A 16,351-nucleotide genomic window follows, 5' to 3' on the forward strand; every position below is an offset into this window, starting at 1 on the left:
AACCGGAAGGCGCCGTCCGCATCGGCCGAGGGACCGGGCTGAAGGTCCTAGGACCTGCGGCCCAGAGGCTCCGCCCGGTGAGCACCTAGAGTTTCACCGTGGAGAGTGTGGGAGACGACCGGGACGCGGTGCTGCACGCGGTCAGTTCCGCCGTCCTTGCGGTGACCAGGCACCTGTCCGTCAGGGAGGTGCTCCAGGTCATCGTGCGCTCGGCGAGGCGGCTGCTGGACGCCCGTTACGCCGCGCTCGGCGTACCCGACGACGAGGGCGCCTTCGCCGAGTTCGTCGCCGAGGGCATCTCGGACGAGGAGTGGGACGCGATCGGGCCGATGCCCCGTCAGCACGGCATGCTCGGCGCGATGTTGCGCGAGGGCGCGCCGGTCAGGCTGGCCGACATCCGCAGGGACCACCGCTTCGAGTACTGGCCGAGGGCGCATCCGGTGCTCAAGGACTTCCTCGGGGTGCCGATCCGCGACGGCGAGGCGGTGCTGGGCATCATCTTCCTGTCCAACAAACGCTCGCCGGGCGGCTTCACCGAGGCGGACCAGGACCTGCTCACCATGTTCGCCGCGCACGCCGCGATCGCCCTCACCAACGCGCGCCTCTACGAACGCGGCAGGGAGCTCGCGCTGGTCGAGGAGCGCACCCGGATGGCCAGGGAACTGCACGACGCCGTGACCCAGAAGCTCTTCTCCCTCAGGCTCACCGCCCAGGCTGCCTCCTCGCTGGTGCGCCGCGACCCCGACCGGGCACTCGGCGAGCTGGAGCGGGTCGAACGGCTCGCCGGGGAGGCGCTCGCCGAGCTGCGCGCGGTGATCGTCGAGCTGCGTCCCGCCGAACTCGACCGGCACGGCCTGGCCGAGACGCTCCGCAAGCACGTCCGCCTGCTCGACCGGCTGCACCCGGCGTCGTTCACGTTCGAGGAGAGGCCGGTGTGCGAACTGGACCCGGCGACCGAGGCCGCCGTGCTGCGGGTGGCCCAGGAGGCCCTGCACAACGCCTCCCGGCACGCCGGGGCCGTCGCCGTCGCCGTACGGCTCGGCTGTGAGGCGGGCAGGGTGGTCCTTGAGGTGCGCGACGACGGGACGGGCTTCGACGTGGCCGCCGCGACGGGCCGCGGCCTGGGCATCGCCTCGATGGAGGACAGGGCGCACGCCCTGGGCGGGGACGTGCTCGTCAGGTCGGCCCCGGGAGAGGGGACGCTGGTGCGGATGGAGGTGCCGGTGTGATCCGGGTGCTCATCGCGGACGACCACCCCGTGGTCAGGCAGGGTCTGCGGACCTTCCTCGCGCTGCAGGACGACCTCGACGTGGTGGGGGAGGCCGCGGACGGTGCCGAGGCCGTCGCGTTGACGGAGTCGCTCAACCCGGACGTGCTGCTGCTCGACCTGAAGATGCCGGTCCTGGACGGCCACGGCACGCTGCTGCGGCTCAGGGAGCTTGGCCTGTCCCCCCGGGTGCTGGTGCTGACCTCGGTCGGCGACCGCCAGGACGTCGCCCCGGCCATCAGGGCGGGCGCGACCGGGTTCCTCTACAAGGACGTCGATCCCGCCGCGCTCGTCCAGGCCATCCGCGCGGTCAGCGGCGGGCAGGTGCTGCTGGCGGCCGAGGCGGCCGAGGCGATGCTGACGACCCCCGGTGCCGTACCCCCGCGCACGGCCCCTGCCCCGACTCCCTCGCTCACCGAACGTGAGCGTGAGGTCCTGGCGCTGATCGCCTCGGGCCGCTCCAACCGGGAGATCGCCCGTGAGCTGACCGTGGCCGAGAAGACCGTCAAGACCCACGTCTCCAACGTGCTGATGAAGCTCGGCGTCCAGGACCGCACCCAGGCCGCCCTCTACGCGGTACGGCACGGCCTGGCCTGAGAGGCCCTGGGGGCCGGGATCAGACCAGTTCGGAGATGGCGTGGTGGGCGGCCACGCGGGCCCGCCGTACGGCACGGTCGAGGGCGCGCAGCGCCTGGGCCCTGACCGCGACCTGGCCGGAGGTGAGGCCCCGCTCGTCGGCGATCCTGAGCACCGCGGTGAGCCGGGCGGCCAGGGCGGCGACGCGGTGGGCACGGGCGGGGTAGCCCGGCGCCAGGCCGTCGTCGAGGGGCTGGGTGTTCCGGTGCCCCTGGGCGGGCCCGCCGACCCCCGTCAGGGCGTCCGTGGCCTCGCGCATCGCCATGGTCAGGGCGTGCTCGGCCTCCGCCAGGGAGGGAATGTCCGGAATGTTAATGCTGGCCTCAAGCACGCTCCAGCGCACCCCGGCGTACGATGAGCCGCGGCGGTCCCTTGCGGGGACCAGGCCCAGGCATCTACCGGGGAAAACGGCTGTCGCCGCCTGCCCGGCCTCGATCGCCGCGGAGTTGAAGGAGGGCGGTCCGGTGAGACCGAGCGGGTCGCCCGCGACGGGAAGCGCCAGGCGCAGCGAACGCATGCCCTCGACCCGCAGGTCGGCGAGGAATCCGCGCAGGGAGACGTCGCCCGTCTCCCCGGCGACGAGTTGGGGGCCGGCCTGTCGCTCCACCCGGTCGGCGGCCTCGTCGAGGCCGACCTGTCCGGTGAGCCAGGCGTTGCCCCAGCAGACCAAGGTGGCCGAGATCTGTGAATCAGGGTGCACCGATCCACGATATGCGCTTGCCCTGCAATAGGTTTTGTTCGAGCGATACTCAAGGAGGCGTGAGGGATGGGCGGTCAGGTGCTTCGGCTACAGGACGTCACCGTCCGCAGGGACGGGGCGGCCCTGCTGCGGGACATCGACTGGACCGTTCACGAGGACGAGCGGTGGGTCGTCATCGGTCCCAACGGCGCCGGGAAGACGACGCTGTTGCAGGTCGCCGGGACGATGCTGTTCCCGGCCGAGGGCGTCGTCGAGATCCTTGGAGAACGGCTCGGCCAGACGGACGTGTTCGACCTGCGGCCCCGGATCGGCCTGGCGAGCGCGGCGCTCGCCGAGAAGGTCCCGCAGGACGAGAAGGTCATCGACCTGGTGCTCACCGCGTCGTACGCGATCCTCGGGCGCTGGACGGAGGAGTACGACTCCAACGACGTCACCAGGGCCGTCGAGCTGATCGACCAGCTCGGCTGCGCCCATCTGATCAGGCGCAGGTTCAACACCCTGTCGGAGGGTGAGCGCAAGAGGGTGCAGATCGCCAGGGCGCTCATGCCCGACCCAGAGCTGCTGCTGCTGGACGAGCCCGCCGCGGGCCTGGACCTCGGCGGCAGGGAGGACCTGGTCCGCCGTCTCTCGGTGCTGGCCAACGACCCGAAGGCGCCGACCATGGTGCTGGTCACCCATCACGTCGAGGAGGTGCCCAGCGGTTTCACCCACGCGCTGCTGCTGCGGCACGGCTCGATCGTCGCGCAGGGGCCGATGGATCAGGTGATGACCGCGGAGAACCTCTCGCGCACCTTCGCCGTTCCGCTCACCCTGGAACGCGGCCAGGGCGACCGGTGGTACGCCCGCGCCTACCAGTTCTGAAAGCTGTTTACGCTGTTCAGAGGTCGGTAACGCGAAAACCAAATACCATTCCGAATGAGAGAGATCCACTTGACTCGACCGTCCGGAGTGGCTCATGGAAACGCTTCTTGTCACGCTCGCCGCGGTGGCCGTCGCAGGTTTCGTCCTTTTTAAGGCGATTCACATCATCCCTCAGGCCACCGCGGGGGTAGTGGAGCGCCTCGGGCGCTACCATCGGACGCTCTCCCCAGGCCTGAATCTCGTGCTCCCCTTCGTCGACCGCCTCAAGCGTACGGTCGACCTGCGCGAACAGGTCGTGTCCTTCCCTCCGCAACCCGTGGTGACCTCGGACAACCTCGTCGTCTCCGTCGACACGGTCGTGCACCTGCGGGTCGTCGACGCCAAGGCCGCCACCTACGAGGTCTCCGACTTCCTGACCGGGGTCGAGCAACTCACCGTGACCACGTTGCGTAACGTGATCGGCGACATGGAGCTCGAACGGGTGCTGACCTCCCGAGACGAGATCAACACCGAGCTGCGCGTGGCGCTCGACGGCGCGGGCAGCTGGGGGATCAAGGTCGGCAGGGTCAGGCTCAAGGCCATCCAGCCCTCCGCCGAGATCCAGGAGTCGATGGAGCGCCAGATCCGCGCCGACCGGGACAGGAAGGCGGCCCTGCTCGCGGCCGACGGACAGAAGCAGGCGGCCATCCTCAGCGCGGAGGGGCTCAAGCAGGCCGCGGTGCTCAAGGCACGTGGCGAGGCGGAGGCCGTGGTGCTCAGGGCGCAGGCCGACGCCGAGGCCAAGGCGGTGCGGGCGAAGGGCGAGGCGGACGCGATCGGCATGGTCTTCCGCGCGATCCACGACGGCAAGCCCGACCAGAGGCTCCTCGCCTACCAGTACCTCAGGACCCTTCCCGAGATCGCCAAGGGCGACGCGAACAAGGTTTGGATCGTTCCATCCGAAATGGCCAAGGCCGTGGAGAACCTCGGCGGCCTGTTCTCGACCAAGGAGAAGACCGCCGAGGAGACCGGCTGACGGCCGTCCGGGGGCTCACAGCAACAGCAGGCGAAAGTCGAGGGCGACCGCGAAGAAGGCGACCGTGCTCAGGGTGAGCAGGGTGTAGGCGATCCGGGCGGGTGGCCTCCACCAGCGGGCGCGCCAGGCCAGCGCCGCGGCCGGGACCATCGGTACGGCGAGGACCAACGCGAGGGTGCCCAGCACGGGCAGGACGGCCAGCCTCGGGGAGTACAGCGGGATGTCGGCCATGAGGACGTTGGGATCGGCCGTCAGCAGGCCGAACCCGGCGAGGAAGACGGCGACCAGGGCGGCGCAGGCCCAGGCGGTGAGGACGGCCAGGCGGGCGGGCAGCGGCGGCCGTACTCCCTGTGGGCGCCGTGCTCCCCGCAGGCGGCGGACGGCGGCGGTCAGGGGCAGGACGAGCGCCGCCAGCGACAGGGCCAGGGCGCCGGTCACGAAGAGCGGCATGGCCAGGCTCTCGTACCCCGGGACCCGCTCGTAGGTCTCCGAGGGAAGCATCGAGGAGACGAGGACGCCGTCGCGGGGAAAGGAGACGCGGGCCGGGCCGCCGCGTTCGGCGAAGAGGCCGGGGGCGGTCTGGACCCAGTGCTGGACCGGCCGTCCGGGGTCGGGGGAGAGACCGGTCGTGGTGAGAGTCCCGTCGGAGCCCGCGGTGACGACCGGGGTGGCGAACAGGGCGGAGACCTTCGTCAGCGCGGTATGGCTGGTGCGGGCCGACCGGTAGGAGCCCGCGTACCGGGAGACGTCCGCGGTGAGCGGGGCGGGCGTGGCCGTACGGTCCGCGGGGTCGGGGAAGCGCAGGTCGACGATCCGGCCCGTGAGCCACTGCGCGTCCCAGGCTCCCACGCCCGAGACGCCGTCGCCGTTGAGGACGACGTAGACGCCGAACCCCTGGTCGGGCATGAGGGCCATGGCGTTGTGGTAGCCGGGGACGTCGCCGTCCTTGTAGAGGAGCCTTCTGCCGCCACGGGGGCGTTCCTCAAGGACGTAGCCCATGCCGGGCATGCGGTCGTCCACGGTGAAGTGCCGTTCCCGCATCATCCGGGCGACGGGGTCGTCCCCAAGCTGGTCGATCATGTAGTTGGCCATGTCCGCCGGGGTGACGGCGGGGCCGGTTCCCGAGGGCGTCCAGGGGGAGTACTGGCCCCTCTGCTCGACGTAGCCCTCTCCGTCCGGCCGGTAGCCCCTGGCGAGCCGCGCCCCGATCGCGGCGGGGTGCGGCAGGGCGGCGGTCGAGCCGGTCATCCGATGCGCGGCGAAGACCTGCTCGGCGACGTTGCGCGCGTACGGCTCGCCGGAGGCGATCTCCACGAGGTGCCCCGTGAGGGCGAGGGCGTAGTTGTCGTAGGCGACCAGGGTGCCCGGTGGCCGTACCCGGGGCGGCGTGCGGGCGTGCAGACTCTCGGCGAGGGAGGGCAGCTTCGCCGGGTCGTCGTTCGCGAGGCCGACGATGTCGTCGTCGAAGCCCGCCGTGTAGGTGAGCAGGTTCTCCAGGGTCACCGGGCGGCCCGGCCAGGTGTCCTCGATCTTGAACGAGGTGAGGTAGCGGTTGACGTCGGCGCGCAGGTCGAGCCTGCCCTTCCGGACCAGGCGCAGTGCGGCCTCGGCCGTGAAGATCTTGGCCAGTGACCCGGTGAGGAAGGGGGTGGTGAGATCGACGGGACGGTTCGAGGTCGTTTCGGCCAGTCCGTATCCCCTGCCGAACACCATCCGGCTGTCCTCCACGACGACGACGGCCGCGCCGGGGATCCTGTCCCTGGCGAGGAGTTCGGGGACGAGGCGGTCGAGGGCCGCGCCGAGGTCGCCCGCCCGGCCCTGGGACGTTTGGGACGTCGCTCCGGCGGTGTGCGGGGTGAGGAGGACCGCCAGGGACGCGAGGGCGGCGGTTAGCGCTCTCTTCATGCCCGTCAGCGTGCCGTTTCGCCGGGACCCGCCATCAGTGTCCTGCACCTGTGTTCGACGTGGAGAATGCACGATCAGGGCATATGGTGCATAAAGTGCTGATCGTTGTGGTGGTCCTCGTCGGCGCCGCGTTCGATCCGCTCCATCCGGTGCCGAGCGCGCCGTTCGCCCTCGTCGTCGCCCTGCAGGTGCTGCACTGCCTGACGCCGTGGCGAAGCCGCTGGTCACTGGCCGTTCAGGCACTGCTCCTGCCCTGGGCGGGCCCCGCTGCGGCGGGCATGGTCGCGGCGTCGGCGCTGCTGATCCTGCGCGGGACGGCCCGCTGGTGCGCGTTCGCCACCGTGGTCGTCACAGCCGCCGTCACAGCCGCGGTGCTCGCGCCCGCGACGCCGTTCGGGATCACGCTCGCGGTGCTGAACGCCGCCTGCCAGGGGCTTGTCCTGTTCGGGGTGACCCGGCTCGGTGACACGCGTGCCGCCCTCCACGCGGCCCGTGCGGAACTGGCCGCCGGGTCGGTCTCCGACGAGCGCTCACGGGCCGCCCGGGAGCTGGACTCCGTCCTCGGGACCGCCCTGTCCACGATCGTCTCCCTCGCCGGACGCGGTGAGGCGGCGAAGATCGCCGAGGTCTCCCGGGCGACGGCCGCGCGGGCCCGCGCCGTCCCGGGCCCGGCGGCGGCCGCGGCTCCCGAGCCGGACCTCATGCCCAGGCTCGCACTGCCGATCCTGGTCGCGGTGCACGCCGGATATCTCGTGACGGCGTTGATCTATCTCGGTGGGCGTCCGGTCCTCTCCCTGCTCGCCGCCGGGATCCTCGGGCTGCACCTGCACCACGCGCTGCCCCGCCCGTACGGCGCCCGCCCCGGACACGGCGTCTGGACCGCCTGCCTGCTGCTCCTGCTCACGGCCGTCACGCTTCTGCTCCCGGGACAGGCCCATCCACAGCTGGCCGGGTTCGCGGTGGCCGGGTTCCTGGCCCTCGGGCGGGCCTGGTGGCCCGTGGCCGGGGCGGTCGTGGCCGCGCTGGCGGTCGTGCTGGCCGTACGGGGGCAGGCTCCGGCGGAGAACCTGTACTGGACGTTCGACGCCGTGGCCGTCGCGGCCATGTTCCACGGGCTGGCCGTACAGACCTCGCTGGTCCTGCAGGCGAGGCGGGCCCAGCGGGCCCTGGCGGCGCTGGCGGCGGCCGACGAGCGCAGGCGCATCTCCAGGGACGTCCACGACCTGCTCGGATACGGGCTTTCCGCCATCACGGTCAAGGCCGAGCTGGCCGTACGGGAGGGGGAGGAGGACGCGAGAGAGCAGCTCGTGGAGATCGCCGCGATCGCCCGCCGCTCGCTGGCCGCGCTGCGGGACATCCCGGCCGAGCCCGACCCCCGGCTCTCGCTGGCCGCCGAGATCGACTCGGCCTGCTCCGTCCTGCGGGCGGCGGGCGTCGAGGTCACCGTCCGCAGGGAGTCGGACAGGGACGACGCGCTGTCGGCGATCGTCCTGCGGGAGGCCGTCACCAACGTGCTGCGGCACAGCGAGGCCGGTCACTGCCTCATCGAGATCACCGAGGACGGGCTGCTGGTCGTCAACGACGGCGTCCACGGCCCTCCCGGCGCCGGGGGAGGCGGGAGAGGGACGGCCAACCTCACCGCGCGGGTCACCGCGGCGGGAGGCACGCTGACCGCCGGGTACGCCGACGGTGAATACCGGCTTGTGGTGCTATATCCAGCCGTTCTCAGCGGCGATGCGGACGGCGTCGAGCCGGTTGCGCGCGTCTAGCTTCGTGACGACCGCCCCGAGGTAGTTGCGCACCGTCCCCTTGCTGAGGAACAGCTCGGCGGCGATCTCGGCCAGGTCGGCGCCCTCGCCCGCCCGGCGCAGCACCTCGGCCTCGCGCGGGCTCAGCGGGTTCGGCCGGCCGGTGATGGCCGCGGCGGCCAGGCCGGGGTCGACGACGGTCTCCCCCGAGGCGACCCGCCGGATCGCCTCGGCCAGCCGGGCGGGCGGCGCGTCCTTCAGCATGAATCCACGCGCCCCGATCTCCAGCGCCCTGCGCAGGGTCTCGGTGCCGCCCGCCGAGGTCAGCATGAGCAGCCCGCACTCCGGCGCCCCCGCCCGTAGCTCCCGTGCCGCGTCGAGCCCGTCGAGCTCCCCCGGCAACTGGATGTCCAGCACCACCACCTCGGGGCGGAGTTCGAGCCCCAGCGTGACCGCCTCCCGCCCGGTCGACACCTCCCCGACGATCCGCATGTCGTCCTCAAGCCCGATCAGCGCGGCCAGTGCCCCTCTGATGAGGTGCATGTCCTCGACCAGCAGAACCCCGATCACGATCCCCCCTCAACACGTCCTCCGTGCCAATGATCCCGGTGTTCCTGACGGGGGCACCGCCCACCCCGCCGCCGGGCGGAGAGCGTTCTCCTCCTAGCATCCGGTAAGGCAGTGCACCGGTTCACGGGCGCGAGCCGTACAAGTGAGGAGAGGCATGACACCGTGGGAGGCGGTCGCGATCTTCGCGGCCGGAATCGGAGCCGGGGGCATCAACGCCGTCGTCGGCTCGGGGTCACTGATCACGTTCCCGACGATGGTCGCGGTGGGGATACCGCCGGTCGTCGCGAACGTCTCCAACAACATCGGACTGGTTCCCGGGTCGCTGACCAGCGTGCTCGGCTACCGGGCGGAGCTGAAGGGCCAGCGTGCCCGGCTCGTCAGGCTGGGGGTCGGCTCCGTCGTCGGGTCGCTCATCGGCGGCCTGCTGCTGCTCTCCCTGCCCGCCAGGACGTTCAACGTCGTGGTCCCGATCCTGATCGGCCTGTCGTGTGTGCTGGTGGTCGTCCAGCCAAGGCTCAACCGGTGGCTCGCCGCCCGGCGGGAGAACGCCCATCCGCACGGTGGCCCGTGGCTGTGGCTGGGGGTCCTGGGCGCCGGAGCCTACGGCGGCTACTTCGGCGCGGCCCAGGGGGTGCTGCTCATCGGGCTGCTCGGCAGCGTCCTCGACGAGGACCTGCAGCGGATCAACGCCGCGAAGAACGTGCTCGCGCTGCTGGTCAACGGGACCGCGGCCCTGCTGTTCGTCCTGGTCGCGGACGTGGACTGGCGGGCGGTCGCGCTGGTCGCGCTCGGTGCGACGATCGGCGGTTTCTTCGGTGCGAGGTTCGGCAGGAAACTGCCCGCCCCGGTGCTGCGCGGGATCATCGTCGTCGTCGGCATCGTGGCGATGGTCAAGTTGATATACGCCTAGATTCTCCCGTTAATGGGCATGAATCAGGCATGAAAGGCGATCGGGTAGAGATCGTTATCGACGCGGGTGACAGCTCGCGTACCTACGAAGTCGTCGCCACCCGCGCGGGCCGCCGCGTCGAGGTGGCCAACAGCCGGGGCGGCGTGATCGAGGTCACCGAGGTCACCCGCAGTGGTACGGCGGTGCGCACCGCCCGCTTCATGTCCAGCAGGATTCTCGCCCTGGTCGAACACCCCGCCGACGGCGAGGCGGACTGACCGCCGGGCCGCCTCCCCATGAGGCGGCCCGGACACCGTACGGCCGGTGCGGGGGCGGTCAGATCGGAGCAGGACGGACCTGGAGCACGCCGTCACGGCGGATCCGGGTCTCGAAGTACGGCTGCGGCGCCGTGGCCGGACCGTGGGCGACGGTGCCGTCCGCCAGGCGGAAGGCGCTGCCGTGCCACGGGCACACCACGCAGACCATGCCGTCGTCGGAGATCAGCTGACCCTGGTGCAGCGGCCCGGCCAGGTGGGAACAGTGGTCGGCGAGCACGGTGACCCCCTCGCCGACCCTCAGCACGAACAGGTCGATGTAGCCGAGACGCCTGGCCACGGGACGCCCCTCCGGCAGGTCCTTGAGCTCACACAGGTCGTGCCAGCCCAGCGGGACGAGGTGGGCGACCGACTCGGCGTGGTTGGAGCCCGCGGCCTGCCGGTAGGCCAGGTGCCCCCCGAGGTAACCGCCCGCGCCCGCGGCGCCCAGGCCGATGAACGACAGCAGTTTGCCGCGCCTGTCGTGCCCGGCGAGCCGGAGGGCCAGGGAACCCACGTACAGTCCCAGCGCGGTGACGTTGGCGATCGCGTGCACGAACCCCACCCGCTGCTGCTCCCGGTGGAGCGCCGACCAGTCGGTGATCCCGGAGGCCGCGGTGGGAATCGCCCCCGCGATGCCCGTGGCGAGCACGGCGCGCGCCGCGCGGGGGTCGGCCCCGGCCAGGTCGAGCACCGCGGTCGCCAGCCAGCAGCCCAGGCTGAGGTCGGTGAGCGGTGGATGGAGCGGTTTCCCCGTCGGCACCCCGTGCAGCAGGTCGCGCAGCCACCCCGGGCCGATGCGCTGCCGTACGGCCTTGGCCAGGACCCGGATGGGCCTGTCCATCCTCTCCGACCGTTCGATACGGCCGGCGATGTCGACCGGGGGTACGAGATGCCGGAAACTGCGGCGGTTCGTTTTGACTGATTCCTTCACGATCGCCCCCTTCTCAACCCTTTAGGGACCTACCCGGGAACCGCATCACGCACGCGCCAGGTGCCCCCGGCTGACAGAGAGCTCGATGATCTCCTTGGCGTAGGAGCCGAGCGTCGGCGAACCCTCCTCGATGATCTTCACCTTCTCCAGGACCTGGTCGGCCGTCACCTTGTACAACGACCAGGTGCCACCCTCGTTGTGGTGGTTGGCCATGATCGGCGCGATCCTGTCGAGGGCCTTGGCGAACTTCGCCTCCGCGGTCTCGCGCTCCTCGAACTCGTCCCACAGCGCGCGCAGCCGCGTCGACTGGTCCTCGGGGAGCAGGCCGAAGATGCGGTCGGCCGCCTTGCGTTCGATGCCGAGCTGGGCCTCGACGGCCCCGGCGTCGTAGATGAAGGTGTCTCCCGCGTCGATCTCGACGATGTCATGGACGAGCAGCATCGCGACGACCTTGTCCATGTCGGTGCCCGGCGGCGCGTGCTCGGCCAGGATCATGGCCAGCATCCCGACGTACCACGAGTGCTCGGCGTCGTTCTCCCGCCGGGACCCGTCCATGAGGGTGTTACGGCGAACGACGCGTCTGAGCTTGTCGATCTCCATGGCGAAGGTGAGCTGGGCGTGGAGGCGGTCCTGTTCTGGAGGGGTGGTCACGCGCGCAAGCCTAGTGCGCGCCGCTCGCCGGTCATCGGACGGTCAGGCGATGACACGGGACCCAGAGTGACCACGACCCCGCTGAACACGCCTTTCCCGCCGTACGGCGGGCACCCCGCGTGTCGCGTGCCGTACGGCACGGCATGACGGCGCACGGCCCGCGCCGGAGAGCCGGCGCGGGCCGTGACGTCGTCACTCGGTGACGCCGAGCCCCTGGGCGACGCCCTGGCCCAGGTCCTTGTGGATGTTGGTCCAGTACTCGACGACACGCTTCTTCATCTCGTCCGTCACCTCGGGGGCCGAGGCGTGGCCGACGACGTTGCTCACCAGGTGGGAGCGGTCGGTGTCGGACAGCACGTTCTCCCACAGCGCGCGCGGCTGGACGTAGTCGTCGTCCTCGCGGTGCAGGGTGTAGGCGGAGCGGATGATCTCACCGCTGACGTGGTAGTCCTCGCCCGCGTACAGCGCCGGGTCGGCCACGGGGCCGCCGACGGTGTTGGGGGCGTAGACCGGGTCCCCCGGGTTGTTGAAGGCCATCTGGCCGTCCTTGTTGTAGCTGTGGACGGGCGAGAGCGGCCGGTTGATCGGCAGCTGCAGATAGTTGGTGCCGATGCGGTAGCGGTGGGCGTCCGGGTAGGAGAACAGCCGTCCCTGGAGCATCTTGTCCGGGGAGGGGCCGATGCCGGGCACGAGGTTGGCGGGCTCGAAGCCCGACTGCTCGACCTCGGCGAAGTAGTTCTCCGGGTTCCGGTTCAGGACGAACTTGCCGATCGTGATCTCGGGGTAGTCGGAGTGCGGCCACACCTTGGTCAGGTCGAACGGGTTGAACCGGTAGTCGGCGGCGTCCTCGAACGGCATGACCTGGACGTTGACCGTCCAGGACGGATGGTCGCCGTTCTTGATCGCGGTGTGCAGGTCGCGGATGTGGTGGTCGGCGTCCTGCGCGACGAGCGCGCCCGCCTCGGCGTCGGTCAGGTTCTTGATGCCCTGGTCGGTCTTGAAGTGGTACTTGATCCAGAACTTCTCACCGGCCGCGTTGTACCACAGGAACGTGTGCGAGCCGAAGCCGTGCATATGCCGCCAGGAGGCCGGGGTGCCGCGGTCGGTCATCAGGAAGGTGACCTGGTGGGCGCTCTCCGGGGAGAGCGTCCAGAAGTCCCACTGGATGTTGTGGTCGCGGAGGTTGGTGTCCGCGCGGCGCTTCTGGCTGTGGATGAAGTCGGAGAACTTCTGCGGGTCGCGGATGAAGAAGATCGGCGTGTTGTTGCCGACGATGTCGTAGTTGCCCTCTTCGGTGTAGAACTTGATCGCGAACCCGCGCGGGTCACGCTGGGTGTCGGCGCTGCCGAGTTCCCCGGCGACCGAGGAGAAGCGCAGGAAGAGCGGGGTCTCCTTGCCCTTCTGGAACAGTCCGGCCCTGGTGAACTGGCTGACGTCCTCGGTGATCTGAAGGATGCCGTGGGCGCCACCACCCTTGGCGTGGACCACCCGCTCGGGAACCCGTTCCCGGTTGAAGTGGGCCATCTTCTGGATCAGGTAGTGGTCCTGCAGCAGCAGGGGCCCGTTCGGTCCGACCGACTGGGAGTGCTCGTCACTGGGGGCGGGGATTCCGGCATCGGTCGTGGTAGTGGGCCTGGTGCTCATGATCGGTCCTCCGGGTTCTCTTCATCGAGCATCTTCGGAACGACACTCGGGACACACGCCCCAGTAGATGACGTCCGCCTCGTCGACCAGATAGCCGGCGTCCGAGGCGGGGTCGAGGCATGGGGCGTGTCCGACGGCGCAGTCAACGTCGGCGACCCGCCCACACCGTCTGCAGACGAGGTGGTGATGGTTGTCACCGACCCGCGTCTCGTATCGGGCGGGGCTGCCCGCCGGTTCGACCCGGCGCAGCAACCCCTCACGATGCAGCGCGTGAAGGGAGTCGTAGACGGCTTGCAGGGAGACATGACCCACCCGCTCCCGTACGCCTCGGTGGACGGCGTCCACGTCAAGATGATCGCCCTCCCGTACGGTCTGCATGATCGCCAGGCGCGCCGCGGTCACCCGTAGGCCCGCCTGTCGGAGCCGGTCCTCGTCCTCCATGGAATCCACGTTATGCACCAAACCTGAACGATTCAACCAATTGACGTATTCCATTTTGTCTGGATCGGGTAACCGCTTTGTCTGCTTAGGGTCATCACGGCCTGCCTGTTCCCCATCGCGAGGCCGGGATGGCATCCTCGGATAGCGATGAACACGTATATCCCCCGCCGCCTCACAGTGGCCGCGGTCGTCGCAGCCTCAGCCCTCCTCGGTACGGCCTGCTCAGCGGCCGAATCGGCCACCCCGGAAGCCTCGGGGAGCACGCCCGACGTCGTCGAGAAGCCGGTCTCCTCCTCCACCACCGAGCCGGAGACCAAACCGGAACGCAGGCCGTACACCATCTCCTTCGGAGGGGACGTGCACTTCGAGGGGGTGCTGCGCAGCAGGCTCAACGCCAACCCGAAGACCGCCCTCGGCCCCATCGCCAAGGTGCTCGGCGCCGCCGACATCGCGATGGTGAACCTGGAGACCGCGATCACCACCGGCGGGACCCCGGCGCCCGGCAAGCAGTACACCTTCCGCGCCCCGGCCAGCGCGCTGACCGCGCTGAAGGCGGCGGGGGTCGACGTGGCGTCCATGGCCAACAACCACGGCATGGACTACATGCAGAGCGGCCTGGCCGACTCGCTGGCCGCGATCAAACGTTCCAGGTTCCCGGTCGTCGGCATCGGCAGGAACGCCGCCGAGGCCTACAAGCCGTGGCGGACCACGGTGAACGGCAACCGGGTGGCCGTCATCGGCGCGACCCAGGTGCTCGACGCCGAGTTCATCCAGGCGTGGACCGCTACCGACCAGCAGGGCGGTCTGGCCTCCGCCAAGAACGAGGCACGGCTGCTGCAGGAGGTGCGCAAGGCGCGCAAGAACTCCGACACGGTGATCGTCCATCTGCACTGGGGCACCGAGCTGCAGAAGTGCCCGAACGAGGCCCAGCGCTCACTGGCCCCCAAGCTGGTCGCGGCGGGCGCCGACGTCGTGGTCGGCGGGCACGCGCACATCCTGCTCGGCAGCGGCTACCTCGGCAGGGGCTACGTCAACTACGGCATGGGCAACTTCGTCTTCTACAACTGGGGGCCGGAGACCGGCAGGACCGGTGTCCTCACCCTGACGATCAACGGGCGCCGGGTGATCAAGGATCGCTGGACCCCGGCGACCATCCAGGGCGGCGTCCCCGTCCCGGTCACCGGTACGAACGGACAGCGGGCGACGGCGAACTGGAAGGCGCTGCGCGGCTGCACGGGCCTGACGCCGACCCCGAGCTGACCCCCCGGACGGGCCGGAAATTGACAGGGCTCATATGGGATGTACGGGGAAAATCATGCGATTGACAGAGAGAACCTGACCGGAAGGGGGACGGGCGGGCAAGATGGGTGGGTGACCATGCCTGCCGAGGAGACATGTGAGGCCCCGCTGCGGCGCCAGCCGACCCAGCGACGCAGCGCACGCCGTGTCGAGAAGATGCTCGACGCCTGTGCCGAACTGCTGGACGAGATCGGATACGAGGCGCTTTCGACCACCAGGATCGCCGAACGCGCGGGTGTCGCGATCGGTTCGATCTACCAGTTCTTTCCCGACAAGCGGGCCATCACCCAGGCGGTGACCAGGCGCCATGTCGAACGGTTCGTCTCCCGAGTCGGCAGGCGCTTCCTGTCGGAGGACTACGGCGGCTGGTGGGACGCGGTCGACGCGATCATCGACGAGTACGTCGACATGCACAGGACCGTTCCAGGTTTCGGCGTCCTGCACTTCGGCGACGTCGTCGGCCTCAACCTGCTCGACGGGGTCTCCGACAGCAACACGGTGATCGCGGGCAGGCTGCGCGGCCTCCTGCTCCAGGAATACGGCCTGACCGACAGCGAGGAGCTGGACCTGGTCATCCTCGTCGCGGTCGAGGCCGCCGACGCGGTGCTGAAACTGGCCTTCCGGCGTGACTCCGAGGGCGACCCCCAGATCATCGCCGAGGCGAAACGCCTGATCAGGGGCTATCTAAACCGTCAGTTCGCCGGAGCCTCCGCCTGAGAGGAGCCGCTCACGGGGTCGGCCGGGGCCCCGTCAGAGGCCCTGTCGGAGGCTCTGTCAGAGGCCCCGCCGGAGGTGCCGGCGGGGGCGTCGGCCGCGGGCTCTTCCTGAGCCGCCGCGCACAGCCGTTCCTGCCGGTGCCTGCGTCGTTGCTCGCGCTCCGCGGCCCGCGCCTGCGCGGCCTCGGTGACCGAGGCCCCCGCCGAGGCGGAAACCCGTGCCCCGGAGACGATCCCCGGGCGGCCGTCGGAGGTGGCGTCGGGCGTCCGGGCGCCGCCGGCGAGGGTTCCGGTCCCCCGCTCCCTGCGGTTGTCCGCCCGCGCGCGCTCTCCGGGGCCGCACAACGTCACGCCCGGTACGGCGACCGTCTCGTTGCGGAACCGTGCCGGGGAGTCCTCCGCCTCGGCCACCGGCGGGATGAGCTGTTCCTGACGTATCCGGCTCTCCAGGGAGACGAGCTCACGATGCGCCCGTTCGACGGCGTCCATCCTCGCAGAGAGGTATCCGGCACACCCCGGGACGATCACGGAGAGTCCGGCGAGGAAGGTCAGAGTGAAGGTTGTCTGCTTGGACATGCCCATCGCAGCCCCTCCGAACATAACGCTCCACGAGCAGGAGACGCCTGCCATATGCCCGCTTTCCTGGCGAAACACGCGCTTGGTAGTCAATCGTTTACAACTGGTGGATGAAGGAATACCTGCCGTTGTGCGGACGAAACCAAGCGCCGCTCGCTACTCTCGCGATGTGGCGCATGTGACAC

General features: G+C 70.3%; 17 protein-coding genes. 9 read left to right on the forward strand and 8 right to left on the reverse strand.

Going from position 1 to position 16,351, the window contains the following annotated elements:
- The first annotated feature begins 98 nt into the window (after positions 1-98).
- Positions 99-1,229 carry a GAF domain-containing sensor histidine kinase gene (locus tag ACIBVQ_RS10830; protein ID WP_352010977.1) on the forward strand — a complete coding sequence of 377 codons (1,131 nt, stop codon included), beginning with the start codon at positions 99-101 and terminating at the stop codon, positions 1,227-1,229.
- Entirely contained in the window at positions 1,226-1,864 is a 639-nt protein-coding gene (locus ACIBVQ_RS10835; RefSeq protein WP_399176949.1) for a response regulator, read from the forward strand. Before ACIBVQ_RS10830 ends, ACIBVQ_RS10835 begins: the two co-directional genes overlap by 4 nt.
- A gap of 19 nt (positions 1,865-1,883) precedes the next feature.
- Here ACIBVQ_RS10835 and ACIBVQ_RS10840 read toward each other — a convergent pair whose 3' ends face one another.
- Positions 1,884-2,603: a hypothetical protein gene (locus ACIBVQ_RS10840; protein ID WP_352010975.1), complete on the reverse strand. Its 720-nt coding sequence runs from the start codon at positions 2,601-2,603 to the stop codon at positions 1,884-1,886.
- A 66-nt stretch (positions 2,604-2,669) separates the two neighbouring features.
- Between ACIBVQ_RS10840 and ACIBVQ_RS10845 the strand changes: the two genes are divergently transcribed.
- Both ACIBVQ_RS10845 and ACIBVQ_RS10850 read left to right on the forward strand, forming a co-directional pair.
- Positions 2,670-3,464 carry an ABC transporter ATP-binding protein gene (locus tag ACIBVQ_RS10845; RefSeq protein WP_399176951.1) on the forward strand — a complete coding sequence of 265 codons (795 nt, stop codon included), beginning with the start codon at positions 2,670-2,672 and terminating at the stop codon, positions 3,462-3,464.
- Positions 3,465-3,558: 94 nt separating this feature from the next.
- Entirely contained in the window at positions 3,559-4,479 is a 921-nt protein-coding gene (locus tag ACIBVQ_RS10850) for an SPFH domain-containing protein (protein ID WP_362912461.1), read from the forward strand.
- A 15-nt stretch (positions 4,480-4,494) separates the two neighbouring features.
- Here the strand turns inward: ACIBVQ_RS10850 and ACIBVQ_RS10855 are convergent, their stop codons facing one another.
- On the reverse strand, positions 4,495-6,384 hold the full coding sequence (locus ACIBVQ_RS10855; protein ID WP_399176954.1) for a serine hydrolase domain-containing protein: 1,890 nt from the start codon (positions 6,382-6,384) through the stop codon (positions 4,495-4,497).
- A gap of 95 nt (positions 6,385-6,479) precedes the next feature.
- On the opposite strand from ACIBVQ_RS10855, the gene ACIBVQ_RS10860 reads away from it, so the two are divergent.
- On the forward strand, positions 6,480-8,153 hold the full coding sequence (locus tag ACIBVQ_RS10860; protein ID WP_399176956.1) for a sensor histidine kinase: 1,674 nt from the start codon (positions 6,480-6,482) through the stop codon (positions 8,151-8,153).
- Here the strand turns inward: ACIBVQ_RS10860 and ACIBVQ_RS10865 are convergent.
- Positions 8,094-8,702, reverse strand: a complete 609-nt coding sequence (locus ACIBVQ_RS10865) for a response regulator transcription factor (RefSeq protein WP_352010970.1) — start codon at positions 8,700-8,702, stop codon at positions 8,094-8,096. The genes ACIBVQ_RS10860 and ACIBVQ_RS10865 overlap by 60 nt on opposite strands.
- A gap of 154 nt (positions 8,703-8,856) precedes the next feature.
- On the opposite strand from ACIBVQ_RS10865, the gene ACIBVQ_RS10870 reads away from it, so the two are divergent.
- Both ACIBVQ_RS10870 and ACIBVQ_RS10875 read left to right on the forward strand, forming a co-directional pair.
- On the forward strand, positions 8,857-9,612 hold the full coding sequence (locus ACIBVQ_RS10870) for a sulfite exporter TauE/SafE family protein (RefSeq protein WP_386195034.1): 756 nt from the start codon (positions 8,857-8,859) through the stop codon (positions 9,610-9,612).
- A gap of 29 nt (positions 9,613-9,641) precedes the next feature.
- Positions 9,642-9,869, forward strand: coding sequence for a hypothetical protein (locus ACIBVQ_RS10875; RefSeq protein WP_352010968.1), 228 nt, complete (start codon positions 9,642-9,644; stop codon positions 9,867-9,869).
- Between the two features lie 58 nt (positions 9,870-9,927).
- Here ACIBVQ_RS10875 and ACIBVQ_RS10880 read toward each other — a convergent pair whose 3' ends face one another.
- The 4 genes from ACIBVQ_RS10880 to ACIBVQ_RS10895 all read right to left on the reverse strand — a co-directional run bounded on the left by ACIBVQ_RS10880 (position 9,928) and on the right by ACIBVQ_RS10895 (position 13,575).
- Complete coding sequence (locus ACIBVQ_RS10880; protein WP_386195036.1) at positions 9,928-10,749, reverse strand: Rieske 2Fe-2S domain-containing protein; 822 nt, start codon at positions 10,747-10,749, stop codon at positions 9,928-9,930.
- A gap of 135 nt (positions 10,750-10,884) precedes the next feature.
- On the reverse strand, positions 10,885-11,439 hold the full coding sequence (locus tag ACIBVQ_RS10885) for an HD domain-containing protein (protein ID WP_352011281.1): 555 nt from the start codon (positions 11,437-11,439) through the stop codon (positions 10,885-10,887).
- A 243-nt stretch (positions 11,440-11,682) separates the two neighbouring features.
- Positions 11,683-13,134, reverse strand: coding sequence for a catalase (locus tag ACIBVQ_RS10890; RefSeq protein ID WP_386195038.1), 1,452 nt, complete (start codon positions 13,132-13,134; stop codon positions 11,683-11,685).
- Positions 13,135-13,155: 21 nt separating this feature from the next.
- Positions 13,156-13,575 carry a Fur family transcriptional regulator gene (locus ACIBVQ_RS10895; protein WP_352010965.1) on the reverse strand — a complete coding sequence of 140 codons (420 nt, stop codon included), beginning with the start codon at positions 13,573-13,575 and terminating at the stop codon, positions 13,156-13,158.
- 147 nt (positions 13,576-13,722) lie between these two features.
- On the opposite strand from ACIBVQ_RS10895, the gene ACIBVQ_RS10900 reads away from it, so the two are divergent.
- Positions 13,723-14,835 carry a CapA family protein gene (locus ACIBVQ_RS10900; protein WP_352010964.1) on the forward strand — a complete coding sequence of 371 codons (1,113 nt, stop codon included), beginning with the start codon at positions 13,723-13,725 and terminating at the stop codon, positions 14,833-14,835.
- Positions 14,836-14,952: 117 nt separating this feature from the next.
- Positions 14,953-15,591, forward strand: coding sequence for a TetR/AcrR family transcriptional regulator (locus ACIBVQ_RS10905; RefSeq protein WP_399177457.1), 639 nt, complete (start codon positions 14,953-14,955; stop codon positions 15,589-15,591).
- Here the strand turns inward: ACIBVQ_RS10905 and ACIBVQ_RS10910 are convergent.
- On the reverse strand, positions 15,567-16,166 hold the full coding sequence (locus ACIBVQ_RS10910; protein ID WP_399176961.1) for a hypothetical protein: 600 nt from the start codon (positions 16,164-16,166) through the stop codon (positions 15,567-15,569). The genes ACIBVQ_RS10905 and ACIBVQ_RS10910 overlap by 25 nt on opposite strands.
- Positions 16,167-16,351 lie beyond the last annotated feature (185 nt).

Origin of the sequence: Streptosporangium sp. NPDC049376, assembly GCF_044466505.1 — a bacterium.
Taxonomy (GTDB): domain Bacteria; phylum Actinomycetota; class Actinomycetes; order Streptosporangiales; family Streptosporangiaceae; genus Streptosporangium.

Coding starts and splice junctions, on each gene's coding strand:
- ACIBVQ_RS10895 (WP_352010965.1), bottom strand. CDS start 13,575: ATGGAGGACGAGGACCGGCTCCGACAGGCGGGCCTACGGGTGACCGCG.
- ACIBVQ_RS10855 (WP_399176954.1), bottom strand. CDS start 6,384: ATGAAGAGAGCGCTAACCGCCGCCCTCGCGTCCCTGGCGGTCCTCCTC.
- ACIBVQ_RS10880 (WP_386195036.1), bottom strand. CDS start 10,749: ATGGACAGGCCCATCCGGGTCCTGGCCAAGGCCGTACGGCAGCGCATC.
- ACIBVQ_RS10850 (WP_362912461.1), top strand. CDS start 3,559: ATGGAAACGCTTCTTGTCACGCTCGCCGCGGTGGCCGTCGCAGGTTTC.
- ACIBVQ_RS10890 (WP_386195038.1), bottom strand. CDS start 13,134: ATGAGCACCAGGCCCACTACCACGACCGATGCCGGAATCCCCGCCCCC.
- ACIBVQ_RS10870 (WP_386195034.1), top strand. CDS start 8,857: ATGACACCGTGGGAGGCGGTCGCGATCTTCGCGGCCGGAATCGGAGCC.
- ACIBVQ_RS10900 (WP_352010964.1), top strand. CDS start 13,723: ATGAACACGTATATCCCCCGCCGCCTCACAGTGGCCGCGGTCGTCGCA.
- ACIBVQ_RS10905 (WP_399177457.1), top strand. CDS start 14,953: ATGCCTGCCGAGGAGACATGTGAGGCCCCGCTGCGGCGCCAGCCGACC.
- ACIBVQ_RS10885 (WP_352011281.1), bottom strand. CDS start 11,439: ATGGAGATCGACAAGCTCAGACGCGTCGTTCGCCGTAACACCCTCATG.
- ACIBVQ_RS10910 (WP_399176961.1), bottom strand. CDS start 16,166: ATGTCCAAGCAGACAACCTTCACTCTGACCTTCCTCGCCGGACTCTCC.
- ACIBVQ_RS10845 (WP_399176951.1), top strand. CDS start 2,670: ATGGGCGGTCAGGTGCTTCGGCTACAGGACGTCACCGTCCGCAGGGAC.
- ACIBVQ_RS10875 (WP_352010968.1), top strand. CDS start 9,642: ATGAAAGGCGATCGGGTAGAGATCGTTATCGACGCGGGTGACAGCTCG.